Source organism: Pseudoduganella umbonata, assembly GCF_014192225.1.
Lineage (GTDB): Bacteria > Pseudomonadota > Gammaproteobacteria > Burkholderiales > Burkholderiaceae_D > Rugamonas > Rugamonas umbonata.
In genome coordinates this window covers 142,604-167,252 of the sequence record NZ_JACHXS010000006.1, presented here as the reverse complement: position 1 = coordinate 167,252, position 24,649 = coordinate 142,604, and the positions used below count along the sequence as shown (strand labels likewise).

Sequence of the window (24,649 nt, the reverse complement as noted above, 5' to 3'; positions counted from 1 at the left end):
GGAGAACGATATGACCCAGCAAACGAACAAGGGCACAGCCCTGATCACCGGCGCATCTTCCGGCATCGGCGCCATCTATGCGGACCGCCTCGCGGCGCGCGGCTATGAGCTGATCCTTGTCGCCCGCAACGAGACGCGGCTGCACGAAGTGGCTGATCGCGTGGAGCAGGCGCATGGCCGCAAGGTGACGATCGTGCAGGCGGACCTTGGAGAGCGCGACGACCTGGCCCGCGTGGAAGGGATCCTGAAGTCGGATCCGGCAATCACGCTGCTGGTCAACAACGCCGGCTTCGGCGGCGTGACGCCGTTGCTGGAATCGAACGTGGACCGCATGGAACAGATGATCGATATTAATGTGACGGCACCGACCCGACTGACCTATGCGGCCGCGCCGGCCTTCGTGGCACGCGGCGGCGGCACGATCATCAATATCGCGTCAATCGTCGCCGTTGGCGTGGAGATCCTGAATGGCGTGTACGGTGCGAGCAAGGCCTATGTTCTGGCGCTCACGCAATCCCTGCACTACGAGCTGGCGGACAAGGGCATCCGTGCCCAGGCGGTGTTGCCAGGTGCAACCGCCACGGAATTCTGGGATACCGCAGGCCTGTCGCATGCGAACCTGCCGGCGGCCATGGTGATGCGCGCCGAGGATATGGTTGACGCCGCGCTGGCGGGCCTGGACCAGGGTGAGGTTGTGACGATCCCGCCGCTACAGGACGGCAATGACTGGATCGAGTACGAAGCGACGCGCAGGGCACTGTCTCAGCGCTTCGCGCACAGCATGCCCGGCACGCGTTACCTGGTGGCGGCCGCAGCGTGAGTTCACGCGGGCGGTGCCGCCTCCCGAAAAGCCAGAATGCGACACCGATCAGCTAACGGCCCCGGCTAGCGCTGCGCTTTGGTCAATTCACTTGGTGCGCCGGGGCCGCGCCGCCATCAGCACGACCGGTGCACCCAGTGCAAACAGGACACGGCGGCTGGTTCCGGCACCGGACGCAGAGGGTCGCGGCTGTCCCCAGCTGGCGCGAATTCCGTATGAATGTTCAGGTAGTTCTGGCCTTCGTCTCTCCCTAAGAAACGGCTTCGGCACCGACCGCCGTTCCGCCGCTTGCCGTGACAAAGGCGCTGGTTACTTTTCTGGCGTTCCTTCATCACTATCCTGTCAGAATTCGAGATTTGCACCTCTAACGCGATCTTTACGTTGCGCCGCTGTGCCCAGACATTGCCTTTCCAGTCCAGCGTGCCATCTTCCGTGCGCTCCTCCGCCTCGACCTCGCCTTCTCACCCTACCTGTATCGCTGCTTCCGCGATCTGGGCCTTCAACCCCAGCGCGCCCTGGCGCTAGTGGTTTTTACTCGCACCGCGCTAGCGTATGACGACTACACAGGCGATGCAAAAGCGCCGTTCAGCAACCGCAGGTTGCGTGGTGTGTGAGACCGCCCTCGGGGTCGCGGGGCCTCCCCGCGAGTACAGTAGAGCAATGCAGCTTGGAAATTTGATCCACACGGGCATCATTTTCGTTGCACCTCCGCAAAGATGTCCACGGAAGTCGCCTCTCCCGTACACAGAACCGGCTTTCCGAGGCCACGTTATCGTCCACAACCCGACCACTTTATGTACACGCCGGTTCACAGCTCGTCCACGAACGACCTCACCTAACGTTGATTACCTCATTTTTCGGCAGAGGTCTGGCCCAGCTCAACACGAAGTTCGCTCCCAGAGCTATGAGCCTGAAACTGCGCCAGCGGAACTGTGCCGATTAGTGCATGAGCTGACACTCCTGCATATAGGCGAGATCGCCAACCGAACGGTGCGACGAGGTCGAGAGAACATTACCAACTTGGCGCAGGCCGATCTCGAATAACGTGACGACATCCACGCTGCCGACGTTTGCAATCCCGTATTTCAGGCTTGGACCGCAAATGGTCGCCACGCAGAAGGCGCAAGCGGTTGGTTCCTTTGCTATCGCGATTCTTCCCCAACAGCTGACCTCGATCAATCCGGTGCCCAGACCGCCACCTAAAGTGCAGCTAGCAAAGGAGAACGCCCATGACTGATCACATTGAATTCCTGTCCCGATATCCCCGGCGCCCCGGCAAGCTCGCGACCTGGCAGCCCGACATTGTCGGACTACTGAAAGGCGGTGCGTCTTATCGCCAGGTGTGCCTCTTCCTCGCCGAGAACGGCGTCAAAGCTGATCCCAGCGAAGTCCGTCGATTCATGCACCGCTGCGGGCGTCAACGCTTTATTGCTGGCGCCCCTCAGCGCCCCGCCGCCGAGAAGTCGCAACACGCGAAAGTCAAAAGCGGATTGCCGAAGTTCGAATGGAAGCCCGACAAACCAAGCGATTCAACCTGGTAGGAGACGAAAATGGAAACGAACACGATCAACTTCGTGCTGCAGGGCCGCGGCGGTGTGGGCAAGTCGTTCAGTGCCGCACTGCTGGCGCAGTACCTGATGTACCGCGGTGTGCCGGTCAGCTGCTACGACACGGACCCGGTCAACGACACCTTCCGACAGTACGAGGTGTTCGCGGCCCAGCGCATCAACATCCTCGGCAGCGATAACAATATCAATGCGCGCGCCTTTGACGACCTGGTTGCTTCGTTACTCGCGGAGTCCAAAATTGCCGTCATCGATAACGGCGCATCGACCTTCGTTCCGATGATGGCCTATCTGGTCGAGAATCACGTGATCGAGATGCTGCACGATGCAGGAAGGCGCGTGTTGCTGCATTCCGTCCTGACTGGAGGACAGGCCCTGGACGATACGCGCAGCGGCCTGAAAAGCCTGCTGGAGACGCACGACGCGCCGGTAGTCGTATGGATCAACGAGTACTTCGGCCCGGTGCAGAAAGACGGCGTCGAGTTCACGGAATCCCAGCTCTATGAACGGTATCAGGACCGCATTCGCGGTGTCATCCGCATCAGCCGGGGCAACGCCGATACCTTCGGCAAGGACCTGGAACTGATGTTGGAGAAGAAGCTGACGTTCGCCGAGGCCATCGCGTCGGAACGATTCGGCATCATGCCGCGCCATCGCCTGAAAATGATCCGCGATGACATTTTCCAGCAGCTGGAAACCAGCGGCATCTGACAGTCGGGCACCGCAGACAGTGCTGGCTCCCACGCCGCTGTCTGCGGCCCCGTTGCAATCGCCGCATGAAGACGGTGAAGCGCGGCACGACACATTATCGAACAAGACTCACCGCATGCGGGACTTACCCGCGTCACTGCCGTAAAGCGATCCTGGACTTTCCGACCGCATCAGTGATCCACTACTGAGCCCGAAATCGCAATCCCCTATCCGTCACCATTCCAATCACAAGGATTGCTCATCGTCGAGAAATCCGACTCTGTAAAAGATCCGCATGACGAATCGGCTACTTCGGAGTGATCGTGATCTCCGGCTGGAGAACACAACGGCGAATCGTGTTGATAATTCCAGTGATTCGATGGGCAGCCGTAATCGGGCTGTTGAACAGAACTTCCATAGTATTGGGAATCACCACCAGAGTTAGCAGGCCGGCCTGACCGTGATGCCGCTGTTACGTGCAGGTCGTCGGACAGCATGCCGGTCCCGCCATGGAGTCCCAGCAGGTATGGCCTCACCCATGGCGGGCCGTACCAGGCTGGTCCGAACCACCGCGGCGTTAGCCACCGCCGGATAGTCGCAATGGTGGCGAGCCTGGCTTTTCGGTCTTGCATCGCATCCGCCAGCAGCACCTCGGCCATCGCTTCGGCAGCCTCGACGGATAATCGCGCGTGTTCGCTCATATGGCCTCCGCTTGATCCTACGCGGTGGACAGACCGCGCACCCAAAAGTTCCGGCGTGCTGATACAAGAATCGCAGCAAAGCATGCGCGCCGAACCTTGCTGGACGTTGCTGGACACGACTGGACATCACCGGGCTTAACGCGGATCAGGATGATCTCAGAAGTTTCGTGAATCTGCCTGATGCAAGTCACATCCAGAGCGGAACGCGCCCGCCGTACACAGCGCTTGTTCTACGATCGAATTGGCGTCGAAGCGCGTGCAGCGCGGGAGCGTCCCCCGCAGTGAAGAAACACTCCTTCCCTCAAAGCTGACTAACGTATTCAGCCAACTGGCTGGCACGAGGACGGAGCAGACAACTTGCAAGCGGAGTTCCGTGATGCCCACATATGCCATCGCTCCCGATACGCTGAATGCCGCGCAGGCTGCTGATATGCTCTTTGCCGACATCGAAACGATCCTGATCCTGGCACGCAGCGGCGAACTGCCCGGCGCCAAGGTCGGCAAGAGCTGGGTGTTCCTGCGCGAAGATGTAATCGCATTCCTGCGAGGCAGGGTCCGTGCGGAGACAGGTCAGCGCAAGCGACCACTCATGCCCGACGCCGTACTGATGCCGCGGCCATCGCGACAGCGGCGTCAGCCTCCCGTGCTGCCGGCATTACCCATGCCGCAAGGCGAGAGCGCGCAGCACACTCAAGGTCGATCGACGACGAAACGCCAGCGCTTGCTTACGGACGATTGCATCGAGTAGCACGGCCCGACCAAGCCGGCCAAGCGTACCCCTTCACAGTTCAGGCACCCGGGCCAATCAGCGCCGCGCCGCAACGATCCCTCACCAAAGATGCTGTGCCAGATCCGACCCGCGCAAGCTGGCATACCGCTTGAGCATCCGTATGTCGCGATGACCGGTAATGCGTGAAATCAGCACATCGGACAACGAAGTTTTCTCGTACAGACGGCAGGTGGCCTCATGCCGCAGGTCATGGAAGTGCAGGCCTTCCACGCCGGCAGCATTGAAGATCATCGAGAAGCGGCGCGACACATACCTCGTCGTCTCGTCGAGTGCTTCCACGGACCGGTCACCATTCCAATATGAAAACAGGCGCCCTTCCCGCTGGGCGATTTCTTCCTTCTGCCCGGACAGATAATCGCGCAGGGTAGCCACGACCGTCGTCGATAACGGCACCTGGCGGCGGTCACCGTTCTTGCTGCGGTCGAGGCTGATCGTTCGCCGCGACAGGTCCACTTGCGTCACGTCCAGCGTATAGCATTCACGCATGCGCATGGCGGTCTCCAGCGCCAGCTCAAAGAACGTTTGCTCTTCAGGATGGCTGGCCAGCGTTGCCTTGATACGGTCGTGCTCCACGTCGTCCAAGCGCCGGCAGCGCTCGTCATCCACCTTTGGTGACCTGCCAGTTGCAGCCAGCTTCCGCTCGTCTTCGGGCGTATAGCTGGCGAAGCCGCGCTTCAGCAAACGCAAGGGATTCTGCGCCATGATGTCCGGATGCTTGCGGAGCATCCAGTCAAAGCACCGTGCCAGCGCACCGTGACGGTGCCGGATCGTGCCCGGGGCCAGGTTGTCGTCCCACTTCATCGACCGGATCCAGCCTTCCGCCCAGTCATAGTTCAAGTAGCCAGTGCTGAGCGTCGCCAGCTTGGGACGCAGCGTGTCCAGGAGCTTGATTTCCGATACCGGGACGGCATTCGCGCGCACGTACTCGGCAATGCAGCGGCTGACCGTCCAGATCTCGCGTGACGGCGTGGTGCGCTCGAGGAGGGCCGCAGGGACGATGCCTTGTGCCAGCAGCGCTTCGAGCTGTGCGGCATAGGCATGTGCCTGCTCTTCCGTATCGAAAGTCGCATAGAGCGGCTTCGGCAGAAGCTTGTTGCGTACGCACAATTGCGTCGCGCCATTCGGGGTTTTCTTGAAGGAGGCCATGCACTGCAGCGTAGTGCAGGAGGCCCAGATGTCAACGGCGATCAGGCCGTAAACCGGTGTGGTACACCACACTTTTCGCGTGGTAGAAGCGGCGTGCAAGGTAGCGAAAAATTCGCTAAGTCCTTGATTTATTTGGAGGCGAGGACGGGAGTCGAACCCGTCTAGACGGCTTTGCAGGCCGCTGCATAACCGCTTTGCTACCTCGCCAGAGGGAACTTTTACTGAAGACCCCAGCCGGTTATGAGCTGAAATCCTGGAAACCTGGAGCGGGAGAAGAGTCTCGAACTCTCGACCTCAACCTTGGCAAGGTTGCGCTCTACCAACTGAGCTACTCCCGCATGGAGTTACTTCATTTACTGCTGCTCCAGGTCTTTCGACTGGAGCGGGAGAAGAGTCTCGAACTCTCGACCTCAACCTTGGCAAGGTTGCGCTCTACCAACTGAGCTACTCCCGCATTTCAGGAACCGCATTATCGCAGAAACATCAAACGATGCCCAGCGAATTGTTGACTCAACACTAGACGCCTCAAGCACATTTGGAGCGGGAGAAGAGTCTCGAACTCTCGACCTCAACCTTGGCAAGGTTGCGCTCTACCAACTGAGCTACTCCCGCTTCGTACTTGCTGCTGCGTCGTCATCAACAACAGGCCAGCATTATAGAGCATCGAATCTGGCTGTCAAGGGAGAAACTAAAAATACTGTTTAGCTCAAATTTCCCGAGCGTTCCTTGATCAGCGGCCAGGCCTTCTTCAGGTAGTAGAACATCGACCAGACCGTCAGCACGCTGGCCAGCCACAGCAGCTTTTCGCCCCAGAAGCGGGTGTCGATGGCGCCGAAGATCACGTCGTAGTACAGCAATGCCGGCAGTGCCGTCATCTGCGCGGCGGTCTTGATCTTGCCGATCGAATTGACCGCCACCGATTTCGACGCGCCGATCTGCGCCATCCATTCGCGCAGCGCGGAGATGGTGATCTCGCGGCCGATGATGATGAAGGCGAGGATCGCGTTGCAGCGGTCCAGCTGGACCAGCACCAGCAGCGCGCCGGCGACCATCAGCTTGTCCGCAACGGGATCGAGGAAGGCGCCGAAGGCCGAGGTCTGGTTCCAGCGGCGGGCCAGGAAGCCGTCGAACCAGTCGGTGATGGCGGCCACGATGAAGACGACAGTGGCGGCGAGGTTGCGGTCCTGCAGCGGAAGCCAGGCGGGGGGAAGGTAGAACACGCCCACGACCAGGGGGATCAGCGCAACGCGCAGCCAGGTCAGCAGGATCGGTATGTTGAATGGCATAAGTGAGGCAAAGGCGGCGGGTAAAGGCGGCGACTGTAGGAATTGTAATAACGCGCCGCTAGTCTACCTTGCCGACCGGGGTAATGCCAGCAAGCACGGTTCAGCAGGACGGATGGGTAACCGATCCTCTGCATATAGTCGCGGAACCACAGCCGTCGAACCCAGGCAGTCCGCCTGCATTAGCGCGGTCAGGGCAAGGCGTAGCACCGCAGCCAGTGCTTCAGCGCGGCGAGGGGCTGCAACGCAGCCATGACCTCGCTAATGCAGGCGGCGGTAGATTTCTTCGGCCAGTTTCGCCGATATGCCCTCGACCGATTTCAGATCGTCGATGCTGGCATTCGTCACGCCGCGCAGGCCGCCGAAGCGGGCCAGCAGCCGCTGGCGGCGCTTGGCGCCGATACCCTCGATTTCCTCCAGCGTGGACGTCTGGCGCGTCTTGGCGCGCTTGGCGCGCATGCCGGTGATCGCGAAGCGGTGGGCCTCGTCGCGGATCATCGCCACCAGCATCAGCGCGGCCGATTCCTTGCCCAGTTCCTGCGGCGGACGGCCGTCGACGAACATCAGCGTTTCCAGGCCCACCCTCCTGCCCTCGCCTTTCGCCACGCCGACGATCAGGCCGATGTCGAGGCCCAGTTCGACGAACACCTGGCGCGCCATTTCCACCTGCCCTTTGCCGCCGTCGATCAGCACCACGTCGGGCATCACGCCATCGCCATTGGCCACCTTCTCGTAGCGGCGCATCAGTACCTGGCGCATCGCGGCGTAATCGTCGCCGGGCGTGATGTCGTTGATGTTGTAGCGCCGGTACTCGCCGTTCTGCATCTGGTGATGATGGAACACCACGCATGAAGCCTGCGTCGCCTCGCCCATCGTATGGCTGATGTCGAAGCATTCGACGCGCAGCGTTTCGAGATCGTCGTTTTCCAGGCCCAGCACGTCGGCCAGCGCGCGCGTGCGCGATTGCTGCGAGCCCTGTTCGGACAGCAGCCGCGCCAGCGCGATCTCGGCGCCCTTCTGGGCCAGCTCGAGCCATTGGCGGCGCTGGCCCTGCGGCTGGAACAGCAGGTTGATGCGGTGGCCGCACTGCTCCTGCAAGGCCAGGATCAGTTCCGGCTGGTCGAACTCGATGTTCAGGATCAGCACGCCGGGAATGGTCTTTTCCGTGTAGTGCTGGACCAGGAAGGCCGACAGCACCTCGACATCCATCGGCTGTTCGGCCACCGCCTCCGCATCCATCACGTGGGTGGGGAAGTAGGCACGGTCGCCCAGGTGGCGGCCACCGCGCACCATGGCCAGGTTGACGCAGGCGCGGCCGCCCTGCACCACCACGGCGAGGATGTCCACGTCCGAATCGGAGGTTTCCATGCTTTGCTGGTGCAGCACCTTCGACAGCGACTGGATCTGGTTGCGCACCGCGGCGGCCTGCTCGAACTTCAGGTCGGAGGCGTAGCCGTGCATCTTCTGCTCCAGTTCCTCCATCACCTCGGTGGTACGGCCGCGCAGGAAGCGGGCGGCGTTGTTCACGTCGACCCGGTAATCCTCGGCGCTGATCGCGCCCACGCATGGCGCGCTGCAGCGGCCGATCTGGTTCAGCAGGCACGGGCGCGTGCGGTTCTGGTAGACGCTGTCCTCGCAGGTGCGCAGCATGAACACGCGCTGCAGGATCTGCATCGACTCCTTCACCGCCCACGCCGACGGGAACGGGCCGAAGTACTGGTTCTTCTTGTCGACGGCGCCCCGGTAATACACCATGCGCGGCACCGCGTCGCCGGTCAGCTTGAGGTACGGGTACGACTTATCGTCGCGGAACAGGATGTTGAAGCGCGGCTGCAGCGTCTTGATCAGGTTGTTTTCGAGGATCAGCGCTTCGGCTTCGCTGCGCGTGACCGTCGTTTCCAGCCGGGCGATGCGCTCGACCATCATCGCGATGCGCGGGCTGGACAGGTTCTTCTGGAAGTAGTTCGACACGCGCTTTTTCAGGTCGCGCGCCTTGCCCACGTAGAGAACCTTGTCCTCCGCATCGAAGTAGCGGTACACGCCCGGCAGGTTGGGCAGCTTGGCGACTGTCGCCAGCACCTGCTCGCGCGCGGACGGCGTCGGCATTCCCGCCGCTGCGTCTTCTGTCATCTCCACCGTATTCTCGCTGCTCATTTCACTCATCAAGCCTCTCCACGATCACGAAAGCGACCGCGTATTCCTCTTCATCGCTGACGGACACCTGCACCGCCAGCCGGTGCTGCTCCATGTATTGTTTCAGATCGCCGCTGCAGACGATGCACGGCTTGCCCAGCGCATCGTTGAGCAACTGCGCGGCCGGCCACGTCATGGGCGGGCGCAGGCCGAGGCCCAGCGCTTTCGAGAACGCTTCCTTGGCGGCGAAGCGGGTGGCCAGGTAGCGCACGCCGCGCACGCTGTTGCGCTCGCTGCGTGCGCGGAACACGGCCAGTTCGTCGGGACCGAGCACGCGGCGGGCGAAGCGTTCGCCCGAGCGGGCCAGCGCTTCGCCGATGCGGGGAACCTTGCAGATGTCGGTGCCGATCCCGTGGATCATCGCGCTCCCAGGCGGGTGGAGACCATGATGGCCTTCATCTCCCGTACGGCGTTTTCCCAGCCGACGAACACCGAGTGCGCGACGATCGCGTGGCCGATGTTCAGTTCCTCGATCTGCGGGATGGCGGCGATCGCCTGCACGTTCGTGTAGTGCAGGCCATGGCCGGCATTGACCTTCAGGCCGTGCCGCACACCCCATTGCACGCCGTTGCGAACGCGCTCGAGTTCGCGCTGCTGCTCCTCGCCTTCGGCATCGGCATAGGCGCCCGTGTGCAGTTCGATGACGGGCGCGCCGACGTCGGCGGCGGCCTGGATCTGCGCTTCGTCGGCATCGATGAACAGGCTGACGCGGATGTTCTCGCCTTGCAGCTGCTTCACCGCGGCAGCCACTTCCTTGTGGAAGCGCACCACGTCCAGTCCGCCCTCGGTGGTGATCTCGGTGCGCTTTTCCGGCACCAGGCACACATCCGCGGGCTTGATGCGGCAGGCGAAGTCGATCATTTCCGGCGTGACGGCCGCTTCCAGGTTCATCCGCGTGATCAGTTGCGGCGCCAGGCGGATCACGTCTTCATCCTTGATGTGGCGGCGGTCTTCGCGCAGGTGCAGCGTGATGCAGTCGGCGCCGGCCTGTTCGGCCAGCAGCGCGGCGCGGATCGGATCGGGGTACTTGGTGCCGCGCGCGTTGCGCAGCGTGGCCACGTGGTCGATGTTGACGCCCAGGTCGATCATCGTGCCGGAGGGGTGCAGGAAGCTCATGGTCTGTTCTTTTCGGTAGCTTTTACAGTTGCATCAGGTCGATCAAAATCTGGCGCGTGTTCAGCGGTGCGCCGTTCAGCTGGTGGGCCAGCAGGAAGCGCATCAGCTGCTTGCTCTGCGCCTGCGTGGCCGGGTCGGTGTATTCCTCGCGCTCCATGTCGAGCAGCGTCTTGCCGGCCACGCGGGGGGCCGTATCGTTGTCGCGGGCCGGGCGCGGGCCCCGTTCGGGGTCCACCACGTACTGGATGCCGGGCTTGACCCTGCCGCGGCTGTCCGCGCAGCGCGCCAGGTCCGCCGCCACCCCGGTCTCTTTAAGTAAGGCCGTTTCGAACTTTCGCAAGACGATCGGCGGCGGTTCGTTGTGGGCGAGCTGGTTCAGCGTCGACACATAATGGTCGAACAATGCCGGGTGCGCATCGTCGCGCGCCAGCAGCTTGACCAGCAGCTCGTTGAGGTAGAAGCCGCACAGCAGCGCAGTCTTTTCCAGCGGCAGCAGGCCGCCGACCCAGTCGGCATCGGTCAGCGTGCGCAGCTCGTTCTTGCCGGTCCAGCCCGTCGACAGCGGCTGGAAGGTTTGCAGCACGCCGCGCAACTGCGAGTGCGGGCGCTTGGCACCTTTCGCGATCAGCGCCACGCGGCCGAAATCGCGCGTCAGCAGCTCGACGATCAGGCTGGTTTCCTTGTAGGGATAGCTGTGGAGGACAAAGGCCGGCTGCGCCGTGACGCGGGTGCCGACCGTGCGCGGCGCGGTGCGCTTGCGGGTTTGCTGCGGGGGCGCTACCGCCGGGGCCGTGTCCACCCCGGGGTCAGGCACGAAAGTGGACACGAGCTCATCCGCATTGGGGGCGTATGTGGCCGCCCGATCGCGCACTTCCAAGGTCGAGTTCGTGTCCACCTCGGTGCCTGGGCCCGAAGTGGACACGGGCACTTGGGCAGGGGATGCGTACGAGACGTGCTCAGGCATGGCTGCGCCGCCATCAACAGCCGGGCCCGTGTCCACTTTCGTGCCTGCCCCCGAGGTGGACACGGAAGTGCTTGCTACAGGGATCGGAGCTCCCTGCAGTCCGGAAGTTTCGGGGAGTGCGATAGCTTGCAAGCCATCTCCCGCTTCGTCGGCGGGGAGCGGGGCCCCCCGAATTCCCGCCTTCGCCATGCTGGTTTATTCGTAGCCGTAAGCGCGCAGGCCGGCTTCGTTGTCGGCCCAGCCGGATTTCACCTTGACCCAGATTTCCAGGTACACGGGGCCGCCGAACAGCCGCTCCATGTCCAGGCGGGCCTGGGTGGACACTTCCTTCAGCCGGGCGCCCTTGTTGCCGATGATCATGGACTTGTGGCCATCGCGTTCGACGAGAATGGCGGCGAAGATGCGCCGCAGGTTGCCTTCCTGCTCGAACTTTTCGATCAGCACGGTGCTCGTGTACGGCAGTTCGTCGCCGACGAAGCGGAACAGTTTTTCGCGGACGATCTCGGAGGCGAGGAATTTCTCGCTGCGGTCGGTAATGTCGTCCTCGCCGAAGATCGGCGGGTTCTCCGGCAGCAGGCGCTTGATCTCGTTCTGCAGGCCGTCCAGCTGGAAGCGCAGCTTGGCCGAGACGGGCACCACGGCGGCGAAGTCGAACTTCGACGCCACTTGCTGCGCGAACGGCAGCAGCACGGCCTTGTCCTTGACGCGGTCGGACTTGTTAATGACCAGCACCACCGGCACGTTCTTCGGCAGCAGGTCGATCACTTGCTGGTCGGCCTCGCCAAAGGTGCCCGCCTCGACCAGGAACAGGATCACGTCCGACGAATCGAGCGTGCCGGTGACGGTCTTGTTCAGTGTCTTGTTCAGCGCGTTCGAGTGGCGCGTCTGGAAGCCCGGCGTGTCGACGTAGATGAATTGCGCGTCGGGCAGCGTCTGGATGCCGGTAATGCGGTGGCGCGTGGTTTGCGCCTTGCGCGACGTGATGCTGACCTTGGCGCCGATCAGCGTGTTCATCAGCGTCGACTTGCCCACATTGGGGCGGCCGACAATGGCAATATAGCCGCAGCGAAAATCCGCGGGCGTGGTGGCGTCAGTCATGATGTTTCTCGGTTATTTGTTGGCGAGCTTTTTTTCCGCCGGCTCGTCGCCCTGGACGGTGGCGATGCCCGCCAGCTTCAGCTGCGCGGCGCGCGGCTTGGCACGGCGTGCGGCGGCCGGCGCTTTCTGCAGGGCCTGCTCGGCTACTTCCAGCGCCAGCTTGGCGGCTGCCTGTTCGCCGGCACGGCGGCTGCCGCCCCGGCCGTAGACCTGGATGCCCAGCTTGGGCACCAGGCACTCGATCTCGAATTCCTGGCTGTGCGCGGCGCCATGCGTGGCGACGACGTTATACAGCGGCAGCGAAATCTTTTTACTCTGCAAGAACTCCTGCAGCAGCGTTTTCGCATCCTTGCCCAGCGTGCGCGGGTCGACCGTGTCGAGGATGGGGATATAAAACGAACGCACCACCTTCGCTGCCGCATCGAAGCCGGCATCGAGGAAGATCGCGCCGAGCAGCGCCTCGAGCGTGTCCGCCAGGATCGACGGCCGGCGGAACCCGCCCGACTTCAGCTCGCCTTCGCCCAGCCGCAGGAATTGCGACAGTTCCAGCTTTTGGGCAATCTCGTACAGCGACTGCTGCTTGACCAGGTTGGCCCGCAGCCGCGACAGGTCGCCTTCGTCGATCTGCAGGTAGCGCTCGTAAAGAATCGACGCCACCGCGCAGTTCAGGATCGAATCGCCAAGGAATTCCAGGCGTTCGTTATGCAAACTGCTGTGGCTGCGGTGCGTCAGGGCCTGCTGCAGCAATCCAGCATCCCCGAACGTGTGGCCCAGCTTGGTTTGCAATAACTGTAGATTCATCGTCCTGTGTGTCCTGTCTGTCGTGCCTGTTGTATCTGTTGAATGACTGGGTATTGCTGGCGTATTACTGCTCGGCGGCGGTCTTGCCAGCCTTGGCGGTCGAGCCGCTGTATTCGAGCAGCACGCTGGCCGGTCCGGCCAGGTGGATTTTCTTGTCGTAGGCGAACGAGACCACGAGTTCGCCATCGATGCGCTCGATCGTCAGGTCGCGGCCACTGATCGCGCTGATGTAGTTTACCTCGGCGCTCCGGTCGAACGCGGCACGGATTTCCTGCGGCGTGCTGCCGGCGGTCCTGGCCTTGCCGATCGCGTCGTTGACCGCGCGGTATTCGGTGTACGTGGGCAGGATCTTCATCGCCAGCACGCCGATCAGGCCGACCAGTGCCAGCACCACGATCAGGCCGGTCAGCGAGATGCCGCGCTGCTTGTAGGCCAGCCAATCCATTTCCCGCATCGAAGCTCCCTGTTTTTCCCTGCCGGTGACCGGTGACCGGGCCGCTTACTGGATGCCGCCGATCCGGCGCGGATTGGACAGGTTCATCCATACCGCCACGGCCTTGCCGACGATGTTCCTGTCCGGCACGAAGCCCCAGTAACGGCTGTCCGCGCTGTTGTCGCGGTTGTCGCCCATCATGAAGTAGTTACCCGCCGGCACGGTGCACGTGAATCCGTCGTACGTGTACGTGCAGGCTTCCTTGCCCGGGAAGTCGCGCACGTCCGACAGGTTCAGCGTTGCGGCGCGGTCGTCGTTCAGGATGCGGTGCTCGGTGCCGGACAGGTTTTCCTTGAATTGCTTCTTGTAATTCAGGGTCTCGTCTTCGAGATAATCTTCCAGCGGCGCGTAACTGATCGGCTTGCCGTTCACGGTCAAACGCTTGTTTTCATAAGTGATCTTATCACCCGGCACACCGACGACGCGCTTGATGTAATCCTGGCTCATGTCCATCGGGTACTTGAACACCATCACGTCGCCGCGCTGCGGGTCGTTCAGCTGGATGATCTTCCGGTTGACGATCGGCAGGCGGATGCCGTACGTGAACTTGTTCACCAGGATCAGGTCGCCCACGAGCAGGGTCGGCACCATCGACGACGATGGAATCTTGAACGGCTCGAACAGGAACGAGCGCAGCACGAACACCAGGGCGATCACCGGGAAGAAGCTGCCCGAATATTCGACCCACGTCGGCTGCTTCAGCAAGCCCTGCTCGATCTGGGCGCGGGTCTGCGCATTGCTGTCGACCTTGATGCCGTCCGCCGTCAGCTTGGCGGTGCGGGCGTCGTATTCGGCCAGCGCCCTGTCGGCGGCGGCGCGGCGGCCTTTCGCCAGGTAAAACACGTCCAGGACCCAGACGATCCCGGTAACCACCATCAATACGAACAGGATCAGCGCGAAGTTACCAAGGATGCTTTGCAATGTCATTTCTCTTCCACTTGGAGGATTGCCAGGAATGCTTCTTGCGGGATCTCAACCGAGCCGACCTGCTTCATGCGCTTCTTGCCAGCCTTTTGCTTTTCCAGCAGCTTTTTCTTCCGCGAGATGTCGCCGCCATAGCACTTGGCCAGCACGTTCTTGCGCAATGCCTTGACGTTTTCGCGCGAGATGATGTTGGAGCCGATCGCAGCCTGGATCGCCACGTCGAACATCTGCCGCGGGATCAGTTCGCGCATCTTCGCCGCCACCTGGCGGCCGCGGTATGGCGCGTTGGCGCGGTGCACGATGATGGCCAGCGCGTCGACCTTCTCGCTGTTGATCAGCATGTCGACCTTGACCACGTCGGCCGAGCGGTATTCCTTGAACTCGTAATCCATCGACGCATAGCCGCGCGAGGTGGATTTAAGGCGGTCGAAGAAGTCCAGCACGATCTCGGCCATCGGCATTTCATACACCAGCTTCACCTGGCGGCCGTGGTAGGCCATGTCCAGCTGGACGCCGCGCTTGGCGATGCACAGCGTGATGACGGAGCCGACATATTCCTGCGGCATGTACAGGTTGACGGTGACGATCGGCTCGCGCACGTCGTTGATGTGCGACGGGTCCGGCATGCGCGAAGGATTGTCCACCTTCAGGATGGAGCCGTCGCGCTGCTCGACTTCGTATACCACGGTCGGTGCCGTGGTGATGAGGTCCATGTCGAATTCGCGTTCCAGGCGCTCCTGGACGATTTCCATGTGCAGCAGGCCCAGGAAGCCGCAGCGGAAGCCGAAGCCCAGCGCCTGCGACACTTCCGGCTCGTACATCAGCGCCGCATCGTTCAGTTTCAGCTTTTCCAGCGAATCGCGCAACGCGTCGTACTGGTTCGCTTCCACCGGGAACAGGCCGGCGAACACCTGCGGCTGGACTTCCTTGAAGCCCGGCAGCGGCGCTTCGGCCGGCTTGACGGCGGTGGTGATGGTGTCGCCCACGCGGGCCACCTTCAGTTCCTTGATGCCGGCGATGACGAAGCCCACCTGGCCTGCCGACAGTTCCGGCAGCGACACGGAACGGGGCGAGAAGATGCCGATGTCTTCCACCAGTTGCACGGAATCGGTGGCCATCAGGAGGATCTTTTCCTTCGGCTTCAGCGTGCCGTTGACCACGCGCACCAGCATGACGACGCCGACATACGGGTCGTACCACGAGTCGATGATCAGCGCCTGCAGCGGTGCGGCGGGGTCGCCCTTGGGAGGCGGCACCTTGGCGATAATCGATTCCAGCACGTCTTCGACGCCCAGGCCGGTCTTGGCCGAGCAGTGCACCGCGTCGCCGGCTTCGATGCCGATCACGTCCTCGATCTCGGCGATCGCCGACGGCGGATCGGCGTTCGGCAGGTCGATCTTGTTCAGCACCGGCACGACTTCCACGCCCAGGTCCAGCGCGGTGTAGCAGTTCGCCACCGTCTGCGCCTCGACGCCCTGCGAGGCATCGACGACCAGCAGCGCGCCTTCGCAGGCCGACAGCGAGCGCGAGACTTCATACGAGAAGTCGACGTGGCCCGGCGTGTCGATCAGGTTCAGGTTGTAGATTTCGCCATTGCGCGCCTTGTACTTCAGCGCCGCCGTCTGGGCCTTGATGGTGATGCCGCGTTCGCGCTCGAGGTCCATCGAATCGAGCACCTGGGCTTCCATCTCGCGGTCCGACAGGCCGCCGCACAGCTGGATGATGCGGTCCGCCAGCGTGGATTTGCCATGGTCGATGTGGGCGATGATGGAAAAATTGCGAATGTTGTTCATTTATAAAACGACGAAAAAAACGGCATAAGATCAGTAACTAAGTCAGCACTAAGTCAGCAACGAAGTTAGCAACGAAGTTAGCAACTAAGTTAGCAACTGAGGCAGCAACGAAGTCAGTACTAGTCAGCAACCAGGTTGGCAAACAAGCGGCCAATGCAAAAAAGCGCCCTGGGCGGAAAGCCCTGCCGAGCGCCTTTCAAGAAAACGTGCAAGGAAAAACCCTTGGCATTTTACCGGATTTCAGAGGGGAAAGCCCGAATTCCGATGTTCCGGGCAGAGGAAGTCGCTTAAAACACCCTTATCGGCTGCCTGAGCTGGCGGCACGCAGCGTCGACAGCACCTTGGGTTCGTCGAGGAAGTAATGGCACAGCTGCTCCCCGCCTGCGAACAGCACGGGCACCAGCTCGTCGAACCGTGCCACCAGGGCCGGATCGGCATCCACGTCGATCACATCGACGGTGAATGGCAGCTCGGGGGTGCGCAATGCCAGCAGCGCATCGAGCATGTCCTGGCACAGGTGGCAATAACTGCGGGAATAAAGAATGAAGTGCATGCTGGATGAGAGACATCGGCGTGGCGGGCGGTGACATGGCGGGAACCCGGCAACCGATGGTTGCCGGGTAAGCTGCCTGCCGCCGCCCTGCCCGCTTACTTGGCCGCTTACTTGGCCGATTACTTGGCCGCCGGGGCCGGAGCCGGACGCAGTATCAGGAAGCGCGCCACGTCGCCACGGCGCACCAGCACGCTGGCATTGCGCTTCGGATCGAGCTTCGATACCAGCGCGGCGAACTGCTTTGCATCGGTGATCGGCGCATTGTTCAGCTGCAGCAGTACGTCTTCCGGCCGGATGCCGGCGCTGGCGGCGACACCGTCGGCCGTATCCACCTTGACACCGCCCGGCACGCCCAGCTCCTTCTTCTCGGCGGCACTCAGGTCGGACACCTTCAGGCCCAGCGCGTTGCTGGCACCTTCGGCGTTCGGCTTGCTGCGCTCGCCCCGCGCGCCCTTGGCGGGCTGGTCGGATTCCAGCTCGGCCACGGTGATGGGCAGGTCGACAGCCTTGCCCTGGCGCCAGACGGTGATCGTGGCGCGGGAATTGGGCTTGGAATTGCCGACCAGCCGCGGCAGGTCGTTCGAGCCGTTGATGTCGGCGCCATTGAACTTGAGGACGATATCGCCGGCGCGCAGGCCCGCCTTGGCGGCCGGGCCGCCCTCTTCCACCATCGACACCTCGGCGCCGCGCGCCTCCTTCAGGCCCAGCGACTCGGCCACGTCGCGGGTAACCGGGCCGATCTGCACGCCGATGCGGCCGCGCGTGACCTTGCCGGTGGCCTTCAACTGGTCGGCCACGCGCATAGCCTCGTCGATCGGCACGGCGAACGAAATGCCGTTGTAGGCACCGCTCAGCGTGGCGATCTGCGAGTTGATGCCGATGACTTCGCCGCGCATATTGATCAGCGGGCCGCCCGAGTTGCCGGGGTTGACGGCCACGTCGCTCTGGATCAGCGGCAGGTATTCGCCGGTATCGCGCGACTTGGCGGAGATGATGCCGGCCGTGACCGAGTTTTCCAGGTTGAACGGCGAGCCGATGGCGACAACCCACTCGCCGACACGGATCTTGTTCGAATCGCCCATCTTCAGCACCGGCAGGTTCGCGCCGTCGACCTTCAGCACGGCCACATCGGTGCGGGCATCGGAGCCCAGTACCTTGGCCTTGAATTCGCGCTTGTCCGTCAGCGTGACGTACACCTCGTCGGCGCCGGCCACCACGTGGGCGTTGGTCAGCACGTAGCCGTCGGCGGAAATGATGAAGCCGGAACCGACGCCGCGCTGCACTTCGCGCTCCACCGGCGCCTGCTGTTGCTGCCGGCCGCGCGGCTGCTGGCCTTCGCGGCGCGGGGTCGGCATCTGGCCGCCGAAGAAGCGGCGGAAGAATTCCTGCATTTCGTCCTCATCCGTCATGCCGGGCGTAGGCTGACGCAGGCGCTCGGTGGTACGGATGTTGACGACAGCCGGACCGACCTTGTCCACCATGTCGGCGAAATCGGGCAGGCCGGCCACGGCGCCGGTGGCCGGCGCGGCATGGACGGGTGCCAGCCCCAGCGCGGCAGGCGCAAACAGGATACCCGCGCTGACCAGCAGCGCCGACAGGGTTTTATTACCAGCAGAGATATTGGTTTTCATAGGTTGTCTGTTTTCGGGATGGGTCAGGACGCAACGTACTATGTTAAGCGAAAAGCTGAAGTTGCAGCACGCACAAGATGTTGCAACAGATAACAAATTTCAAGGGGAGATTTGTAGCGCGCTGTAACGCCGCGCTAGCGGATGTAACCGCGGGGCGCGTACTGCAGGGAGAAGTGACGAGAGCGTGACAGCGGCGGGCGGGCGGCGTTGCGCGCGGGCCCGGGTGAGTCAGGGCAGCGTAACGGCGGGAGCGGGAGCGGCATCCTGGTGCACCGCAGGGTCGGCAGGCCGCCCCGGCAACTCTTCGGCAGCCAGGCGCTCGGCGAGTCGCGCCGTGAAATCGCCCGACAGCTCAGCTTCCGGCTGGTGCGCGCGCAGCGCGTCGCCTGCCGCGTGATAGAGGCGCCAGGCAGCCAGGCCCTCGGGCTCGGACAGCGCGGCCAGTGTCAATTCCACTTCGGATGCCGGCAATTCGTTATCTACCATCGCCGAGATGTTTTCCTGGAGGCGGTTGGGGGTTTCCATGACAGATCCGTGGATGGCAAAGAATGCGATTAACAAGCGACGATTGATTGGTAACGCGATGCGCAACGATTAATGATCAAAGGGTGACTGGGTAACTGGATAACTGGGATAACTGGATAACGGGGTGATGGGTAACGGAGTAACGGGCAAAGAACCATGCCTGGTGATCAATCGGTTAAAGCGCAGCGATGGTAATAGGCAAGGCGCAGCGATCGCATGAACCGGCCTGTCAGTTTCGAAGCCCTACCAGCGCTTGTCAACTGGCACATTCAATAGTGGCCGCAGTTTGTCGGCAATGACTTCGCGGGCCCGGAAAATACGGCTGCGCACGGTTCCGATCGGGCACGCCATGATTTCCGATATCTCTTCGTAACTCAAGCCCTCGATCTCGCGCAGCAGGATCGCCGTGCGCAAGTCGAGGGGTAGCGAGTCCATTGCGGCATTGACGGTTTCCGCGATCTGCTTGCTTGCAAGCATGGACTCGGGTGTATTGATATCGCGCAGTCCCTCCCCCTCGTCGAACCCTTCCGCACCTTCGGCATCGACATCGGTCGATGTGGGGGTGCGACGGCTCTGCGTGACGATAAAGTTCTTGGCGGTGTTGATGCCGATCCGGTACAGCCACGTGTAGAAGGCGGAATCGCCACGAAAGTGGCGCAGGCCGCGGAAAGCCTTGATAAAGCTTTCCTGGACTATATCTTCTGCCTCGGCGGGATCGTGCACGATGCGCGAGACCAGCCGCATCAGCCTGCGCTGATACTTCGACACGAGCAAGTCGAATGCTTGCCGCTCACCTGCCTGGACTCGCTCGACCAGCAGCTGATCGCTTTCACGGTCTGTCGTCACACCTTGTGCCCTCGGTGGCCCAGCGCCGGCGCTCCATATGCCTATAGAGGGCAACGCGAGGTAATTGGTTCAGGGGTTTCCAGGATTTTTTTTCGCACCGCCGACGCTGACCGCTCCGCCGGCCCGGCCTGAAGCGATCGCACGGACCGCCACGGCCAGCCGGCGCCGCACGTCCGGCGCGGCGCTGTCGGGCAGTACGATCAGCCAATGCACGCGGCCAGCCTTGCCGGCTTTGCCTGCGTCATCCGCCTCTCCCGGATCGCCTTGCAGGCGCAACAGCAGCAGACCGGGCCACAACGTAGAGCCAGGCAACAACCGCACGCTTCTCCCCATGCCCGCGTGTGGCGCCTCCCCCTGCTGGTATACCGTCAGGCGGATATGGCCGACAGCCGAAATATCAATGCGCGCAAGCTTGACAAGCCGCCGCTGGCAAAGCGCCGCGGCAGCGCCGGCGAATACCATCGCCATCCCGGCCAGGCTGACCCCGAACGATGCGCCGCAAGCCACCACGGCCCCGCACAACGCCGCCTGTGCCAGGCGCAAGGCGGCCGACGGATGGATGATGGCGGACATGGCGATGGACATCGTGGCGATCGAACCCGGGTGAGCGCAATGAACGCCTGCCGAAAGCTGCCGGACCGGCGCGGACAATCCATGCAATCCGGCAAACGACCGGTGGACGGCGGATAAGCCGGCAACCGGACGATCCGGCAATGGATCGGCAATCGCCAGGCGCAAGCCGGACAAAAGCGAGGCAAGAGTCCGGCTAAAGCCAGGCCAGAGTCCAGCAAGAGTCCAGCAAGAGTCAGGCAAAAGTCAGGCGAGAATCAGGAAAGAGCGAAGCAAAAGCAGGCAGAAGCCAGCGATAGACAAGTACAACCCATTGCAGCCAGGCACAGCCAGGGAACAGCCAGGAACGGTTACGATAAAGCTCGGGAAAATACGATAAAACTCGGGAAGCGCCGGCCTCTTGCCGGGCGATAGGGTGCCGTCGAATGCCGGCACCGGCAGGCCGCGGCGGTCGACAATGAAGTCAACCGCCGGGCCACTGGCGCTCACTCCGGTTTTGACCGGAGTGAGCCGGGAAAGTTCACATTTTTCCGAACACGAGGCTGCCGTTCGTTCCGCCGAAGCCGAACGAGTTTTTCACGGCATACTGGATGGCCATCGGGCGGGCGACGTTGGCGCAGAAGTCCAGGTCGCACGCAGGGTCCTGGTTGAACAGGTTGATCGTCGGCGGTGCCACCTGGTGGTGGATCGCCAGCACGGTGAACACGGCTTCGAGGCCCCCGGCGCCGCCAAGCAGGTGACCGGTCATCGATTTCGTCGAACTGACGACCAGGCTCTTTGCATGCTCGCCGAACGCATACTTGATGCCGGTGACTTCGGCTACGTCGCCCAGCGGCGTCGAGGTGCCGTGCGCGTTCAGGTACTGCACCTGGTCGGCATTGATGCCGGCATTCTTCATTGCCGCGATCGCCGATTTGGCGCCGCCGCTGCCGTCTTCCAGCGGCGACGTCATGTGATACGCATCCGCGCTCATGCCGAAGCCGAGCAATTCCGCGTAGATCTTGGCGCCGCGCGCTTTCGCGTGCTCGTATTCTTCCAGCACCATGACGCCGGCGCCTTCGCCCAGCACGAAGCCGTCGCGGTCCTTGTCCCATGGGCGGGATGCGGTCGCGGGATCGTCGTTGCGGGAAGACAGCGCGCGGGCGGAGGCGAAGCCGCCCAGGCCCAGCGGCGACACCGTGGATTCGGCACCGCCGGCCACCATGACGTCGGCATCGCCATATTCGATCAGGCGCGCTGCCGCGCCGATGCTGTGCAGGCCGGTAGTACAGGCTGTCACGATCGCCAGGTTGGGACCGCGCATGCCGTATTTGATCGAGAGGTTACCGGAGATCATGTTGATGATCGAGGCCGGCACGAAGAACGGCGAGATACGGCGCGGACCGCGCTTGTCGTAATCCGCTTTCTGTTCTTCGATCATCGGCAGGCCGCCGATGCCGGAGCCGATGATCACGCCGATGCGATCGGCGTTCTCTTCGGTGACGACCAGACCGGAATCCTGGATCGCCTGGATACCCGCGGCCATGCCGTAATGGATGAATGCATCCATATGGCGAGCCTCCTTGACGTCGAGATAACTTTCGACGTTGAAGTTCTTGACCTCGCCGGCAAAGCGGGTCGAGAACGCGCTGGCATCAAACTTGGTGATGTTGGCGATACCGGATTTGCTTTCGGTAATCGCGCTCCACGCTTCGGCAGTCGTATTGCCGATCGGGGACACGACGCCTAGGCCGGTAACCACCACACGACGGTTTTTGGAACTCAAGCGATTCTCCTGGAGTCGATCTGTGCTGCTGTTGCTGCTGCTTAGGCCTTGACGTGGGCCGTCGCGTAATCGATAGCCTGCTGCACGGTGGTGATCTTTTCAGCTTGTTCGTCAGGGATTTCCATTTCGAACTCGTCTTCCAGTGCCATTACCAGTTCAACGGTGTCGAGGGAGTCGGCGCCCAGGTCATCGACGAAGGACGATTCGTTCTTGATGTCGGCTTCGGCGACGCCCAGTTGTTCGGCGACGATCTTCTTAACGCGTTGTTCGATATCGGACATGTTATGGCTCCATTGTGTGTATGTTACGGAAAGCGCGCATTTTATCAGGTTTGCGCACTGAAAAACTAATTTCGGCTTCTGCACTCAGCTTTACCGAAATTACTGCTAAAAAACGGCATTACCCACATAAATCCTGTGCAATGCCGCCTAATTCCTCGTTCTGCTCATTTACCCCATGTACATGCCGCCATTCACGTGCAACGTGGTGCCGGTGATGTACGCGCCGCTTGGCGAAGCCAGGAAAGCCACCGCCGCGGCGATGTCTTCCGGCTTGCCGAGGCGGCCCAGGGGGATCTGCGTCAGCAGGGCCGCATGCTGTTCCTCGCCCAGCACTTTCGTCATGTCCGTGTCGATGAAGCCGGGCGCCACGCAGTTGACGGTAATGTTGCGGCTGCCGATTTCACGTGCCAGCGCGCGGGACATCCCTTCCACGCCGGCCTTCGCCGCCGCGTAGTTCATCTGGCCGGGATTGCCGGACGAAGCCACTACTGACGTAATGTTAATAATACGCCCAGTCTTGGCTTTCATCATGCCACGCAGGACGGCGCGGGACAGCCGTCCCACCGCGCTCAGGTTGGTGGCGATGACCTTGTCCCATTCGTCGTCCTTCATCCGCATCGCCAGCTGGTCGGCGGTGATGCCGGCATTGTTGACGAGAATGCCGATCGCGCCGAACTCCTTGCCGACTTCGTCGATCACGGCGCTGCAACGCTCCGCGTCCGTCACGTCCAGCACGATGCCTTTACCTTGCGCGGTGCCGACTTCCGAGGCGATCCCGGCCAGGTAAGCGGAAATCGCTTCGGCGCCGGACTGGGTGGTGGCGGTACCGATCACTTTCGCGCCCTGGCGCGCCAGCTCGGTGGCAATGGCCTTGCCGATGCCGCGCGAGGCGCCCGTGACGAGCGCGGTTTGGTTGGACAGATTCATGGTGTTTCCTTCGATATCATTCAGCCAGGTTCATCACGCCGGTTTCAGCGTGGCCAGCAGGCGTTCCAGCGAAGCCTGGTCGGTAATCGCGTCGCCGGCGAGGTTCGGGTCGATGCGCTTGGTCAGGCCCATCAGCACCTTGCCGGGACCGCATTCGATCACCTGCACGATGCCGCCGGCCGCCACCTTCCGCATCGTTTCCACCCAGCGCACCGGGCTGGCGGCCTGGCGTACCAGTGCATCCTTGATGCTTGCAGGATCATGCAATACAGCAACATCAACGTTATTGATCAAATCGATTTGCGGCACATTGAAATGGATCTTTTCCATGTAGTCGCGCAAGCGGTCCGATGCCGGCTTGAGCAGCGACGAGTGGAATGGCGCCGACACGGGCAGCCGCATGGCGCGCTTGGCGCCTTTTGCCTTGGCGATCTCGCAGGCTTTCTCGACTCCGGCGGTGTGGCCGGCGATGACGACCTGTGCCGGTGCGTTGTAGTTGACGGCTTCCACCACCTGGGTGGGATCGGCGGCCACGGCTTCGGCGCAGGCGGCGCGCACGTCCTCGTCGGACAGGCCCAGCACCACAGCCATCGTGCCCTGCCCGACCGGCACGGCTTCCTGCATTGCCTGGGCACGGAAGCGCACCAGCGGCACCGCATCCTTGAACGGGATCACGCCAGCGGCGACGAGCGCCGAGTACTCGCCAAGGCTATGGCCCGCGACGATGGCCGGCACCGGACCGCCGGCGGCGATCCAGGCGCGATAGACGGCAACGGCGGCCGTCAGCATCACCGGCTGCGTATTGGTCGTCAGGTCGAGGTCTTCCTTCGGGCCTTCGGCAATCAGCTTGCCGAGGTCCAGCTGCAGGGCGTCGGACGCTTCGGCGATCGTCTGTTCGACGACCGGATTACCGTTGAAGCCGGCCATCATGGCCACGGCCTGGGAGCCCTGGCCGGGGAATACAAATGCGAATGGGGTCATGTGTGTTCTCGTTATGAAAAGCGGATGCCTTCGGATGCATCCGCGTTTAGAGCACTACTTCTAAAACGGCGCGCATTGTACACCGCCGTTTGCATTCCACCTACAGCTTCCGGGCGATCACATCCTGGCAATGTCGTGGCGAGCAGTAGTAAAGCTCCGAGCGTTCACATCCTCGCCAAGTCCTGGCGAGCAG

The 24,649-nt window shown here is 62.3% G+C and carries 25 protein-coding genes and 4 tRNA genes; 5 read left to right on the top strand and 24 right to left on the bottom strand.

The window, feature by feature from the left end; genetic code table 11:
- The first annotated feature begins 10 nt into the window (after positions 1-10).
- The 5 genes from FHS02_RS16915 (at position 11) to FHS02_RS16895 (ending at position 4,524) form a co-directional block, all read left to right on the top strand.
- Complete coding sequence (locus tag FHS02_RS16915) at positions 11-820, top strand: SDR family NAD(P)-dependent oxidoreductase (RefSeq protein WP_137313771.1); 810 nt, start codon at positions 11-13, stop codon at positions 818-820.
- A gap of 1,045 nt (positions 821-1,865) precedes the next feature.
- Positions 1,866-2,057 carry a hypothetical protein gene (locus FHS02_RS16910; protein WP_137313772.1) on the top strand — a complete coding sequence of 64 codons (192 nt, stop codon included), beginning with the start codon at positions 1,866-1,868 and terminating at the stop codon, positions 2,055-2,057.
- Positions 2,050-2,361, top strand: a complete 312-nt coding sequence (locus FHS02_RS16905; protein ID WP_137313773.1) for a hypothetical protein — start codon at positions 2,050-2,052, stop codon at positions 2,359-2,361. The genes FHS02_RS16910 and FHS02_RS16905 overlap by 8 nt, the downstream gene beginning before the upstream one ends.
- A 9-nt stretch (positions 2,362-2,370) precedes the next feature.
- On the top strand, positions 2,371-3,096 hold the full coding sequence (locus FHS02_RS16900) for a nucleotide-binding protein (RefSeq protein ID WP_137313774.1): 726 nt from the start codon (positions 2,371-2,373) through the stop codon (positions 3,094-3,096).
- A 1,056-nt stretch (positions 3,097-4,152) separates the two neighbouring features.
- Positions 4,153-4,524: a helix-turn-helix domain-containing protein gene (locus FHS02_RS16895; RefSeq protein ID WP_137313775.1), complete on the top strand. Its 372-nt coding sequence runs from the start codon at positions 4,153-4,155 to the stop codon at positions 4,522-4,524.
- A gap of 81 nt (positions 4,525-4,605) precedes the next feature.
- On the opposite strand, the gene FHS02_RS16890 is transcribed toward FHS02_RS16895, so the two are convergent.
- From FHS02_RS16890 to fabD, 24 genes are all read right to left on the bottom strand, one after another.
- Positions 4,606-5,712: a site-specific integrase gene (locus FHS02_RS16890; protein WP_137313776.1), complete on the bottom strand. Its 1,107-nt coding sequence runs from the start codon at positions 5,710-5,712 to the stop codon at positions 4,606-4,608.
- A gap of 133 nt (positions 5,713-5,845) precedes the next feature.
- A tRNA-Cys gene (locus tag FHS02_RS16885) sits at positions 5,846-5,919 on the bottom strand.
- 55 nt (positions 5,920-5,974) lie between these two features.
- A tRNA-Gly gene (locus FHS02_RS16880) sits at positions 5,975-6,050 on the bottom strand.
- A gap of 40 nt (positions 6,051-6,090) precedes the next feature.
- A tRNA-Gly gene (locus tag FHS02_RS16875) sits at positions 6,091-6,166 on the bottom strand.
- Between the two features lie 82 nt (positions 6,167-6,248).
- Positions 6,249-6,324, bottom strand: a tRNA-Gly gene (locus tag FHS02_RS16870).
- An 89-nt stretch (positions 6,325-6,413) separates the two neighbouring features.
- On the bottom strand, positions 6,414-6,998 hold the full coding sequence (pgsA, locus tag FHS02_RS16865; protein ID WP_137313777.1) for a CDP-diacylglycerol--glycerol-3-phosphate 3-phosphatidyltransferase: 585 nt from the start codon (positions 6,996-6,998) through the stop codon (positions 6,414-6,416).
- Between the two features lie 258 nt (positions 6,999-7,256).
- Entirely contained in the window at positions 7,257-9,101 is a 1,845-nt protein-coding gene (gene uvrC / locus FHS02_RS16860) for an excinuclease ABC subunit UvrC (RefSeq protein WP_175424986.1), read from the bottom strand.
- A gap of 49 nt (positions 9,102-9,150) precedes the next feature.
- Positions 9,151-9,549 (bottom strand): holo-ACP synthase, encoded by a 399-nt coding sequence (gene acpS, locus FHS02_RS16855; protein WP_137313778.1) that lies wholly within the window; start codon positions 9,547-9,549, stop codon positions 9,151-9,153.
- Positions 9,546-10,304, bottom strand: coding sequence for a pyridoxine 5'-phosphate synthase (pdxJ, locus tag FHS02_RS16850; protein WP_137313779.1), 759 nt, complete (start codon positions 10,302-10,304; stop codon positions 9,546-9,548). Before pdxJ ends, acpS begins: the two co-directional genes overlap by 4 nt.
- Before the next feature lie 22 nt (positions 10,305-10,326).
- Complete coding sequence (gene recO / locus FHS02_RS16845; RefSeq protein WP_371861465.1) at positions 10,327-11,268, bottom strand: DNA repair protein RecO; 942 nt, start codon at positions 11,266-11,268, stop codon at positions 10,327-10,329.
- 195 nt (positions 11,269-11,463) lie between these two features.
- Entirely contained in the window at positions 11,464-12,366 is a 903-nt protein-coding gene (gene era, locus FHS02_RS16840; protein WP_137313780.1) for a GTPase Era, read from the bottom strand.
- Positions 12,367-12,378: 12 nt separating this feature from the next.
- Positions 12,379-13,167: a ribonuclease III gene (gene rnc, locus FHS02_RS16835; RefSeq protein WP_137313781.1), complete on the bottom strand. Its 789-nt coding sequence runs from the start codon at positions 13,165-13,167 to the stop codon at positions 12,379-12,381.
- Positions 13,168-13,231: 64 nt separating this feature from the next.
- Positions 13,232-13,621, bottom strand: a complete 390-nt coding sequence (locus FHS02_RS16830) for a DUF4845 domain-containing protein (RefSeq protein ID WP_229422615.1) — start codon at positions 13,619-13,621, stop codon at positions 13,232-13,234.
- 45 nt (positions 13,622-13,666) lie between these two features.
- Positions 13,667-14,587 carry a signal peptidase I gene (gene lepB, locus FHS02_RS16825; protein ID WP_137313782.1) on the bottom strand — a complete coding sequence of 307 codons (921 nt, stop codon included), beginning with the start codon at positions 14,585-14,587 and terminating at the stop codon, positions 13,667-13,669.
- Positions 14,584-16,377 carry a translation elongation factor 4 gene (lepA, locus tag FHS02_RS16820; RefSeq protein WP_137313783.1) on the bottom strand — a complete coding sequence of 598 codons (1,794 nt, stop codon included), beginning with the start codon at positions 16,375-16,377 and terminating at the stop codon, positions 14,584-14,586. The genes lepB and lepA overlap by 4 nt, the downstream gene beginning before the upstream one ends.
- A gap of 298 nt (positions 16,378-16,675) precedes the next feature.
- The gene (locus FHS02_RS16815; RefSeq protein WP_137313784.1) at positions 16,676-16,930 is read right to left on the bottom strand and encodes a glutaredoxin family protein; all 255 of its coding nucleotides are present in this window, start codon (positions 16,928-16,930) and stop codon (positions 16,676-16,678) included.
- Positions 16,931-17,049: 119 nt separating this feature from the next.
- On the bottom strand, positions 17,050-18,561 hold the full coding sequence (locus FHS02_RS16810) for a DegQ family serine endoprotease (protein WP_137313785.1): 1,512 nt from the start codon (positions 18,559-18,561) through the stop codon (positions 17,050-17,052).
- A gap of 228 nt (positions 18,562-18,789) precedes the next feature.
- Complete coding sequence (locus tag FHS02_RS16805) at positions 18,790-19,086, bottom strand: sigma-E factor negative regulatory protein (RefSeq protein WP_137313786.1); 297 nt, start codon at positions 19,084-19,086, stop codon at positions 18,790-18,792.
- A gap of 243 nt (positions 19,087-19,329) precedes the next feature.
- Positions 19,330-19,932 (bottom strand): RNA polymerase sigma factor RpoE, encoded by a 603-nt coding sequence (rpoE, locus tag FHS02_RS16800; RefSeq protein ID WP_137313787.1) that lies wholly within the window; start codon positions 19,930-19,932, stop codon positions 19,330-19,332.
- Positions 19,933-20,001: 69 nt separating this feature from the next.
- Positions 20,002-20,517, bottom strand: coding sequence for a hypothetical protein (locus FHS02_RS16795; RefSeq protein WP_137313788.1), 516 nt, complete (start codon positions 20,515-20,517; stop codon positions 20,002-20,004).
- A gap of 505 nt (positions 20,518-21,022) precedes the next feature.
- Positions 21,023-22,267, bottom strand: a complete 1,245-nt coding sequence (gene fabF, locus FHS02_RS16790; protein ID WP_137313789.1) for a beta-ketoacyl-ACP synthase II — start codon at positions 22,265-22,267, stop codon at positions 21,023-21,025.
- Between the two features lie 41 nt (positions 22,268-22,308).
- A complete protein-coding gene (gene acpP, locus FHS02_RS16785) occupies positions 22,309-22,548 on the bottom strand; it encodes an acyl carrier protein (protein WP_028104092.1) in 240 nt (79 codons plus the stop codon).
- Positions 22,549-22,716: 168 nt separating this feature from the next.
- Positions 22,717-23,475: a 3-oxoacyl-ACP reductase FabG gene (gene fabG, locus FHS02_RS16780; RefSeq protein WP_137313790.1), complete on the bottom strand. Its 759-nt coding sequence runs from the start codon at positions 23,473-23,475 to the stop codon at positions 22,717-22,719.
- Between the two features lie 33 nt (positions 23,476-23,508).
- Positions 23,509-24,456 carry an ACP S-malonyltransferase gene (fabD, locus tag FHS02_RS16775; RefSeq protein ID WP_137313791.1) on the bottom strand — a complete coding sequence of 316 codons (948 nt, stop codon included), beginning with the start codon at positions 24,454-24,456 and terminating at the stop codon, positions 23,509-23,511.
- Positions 24,457-24,649: the final 193 nt, after the last annotated feature.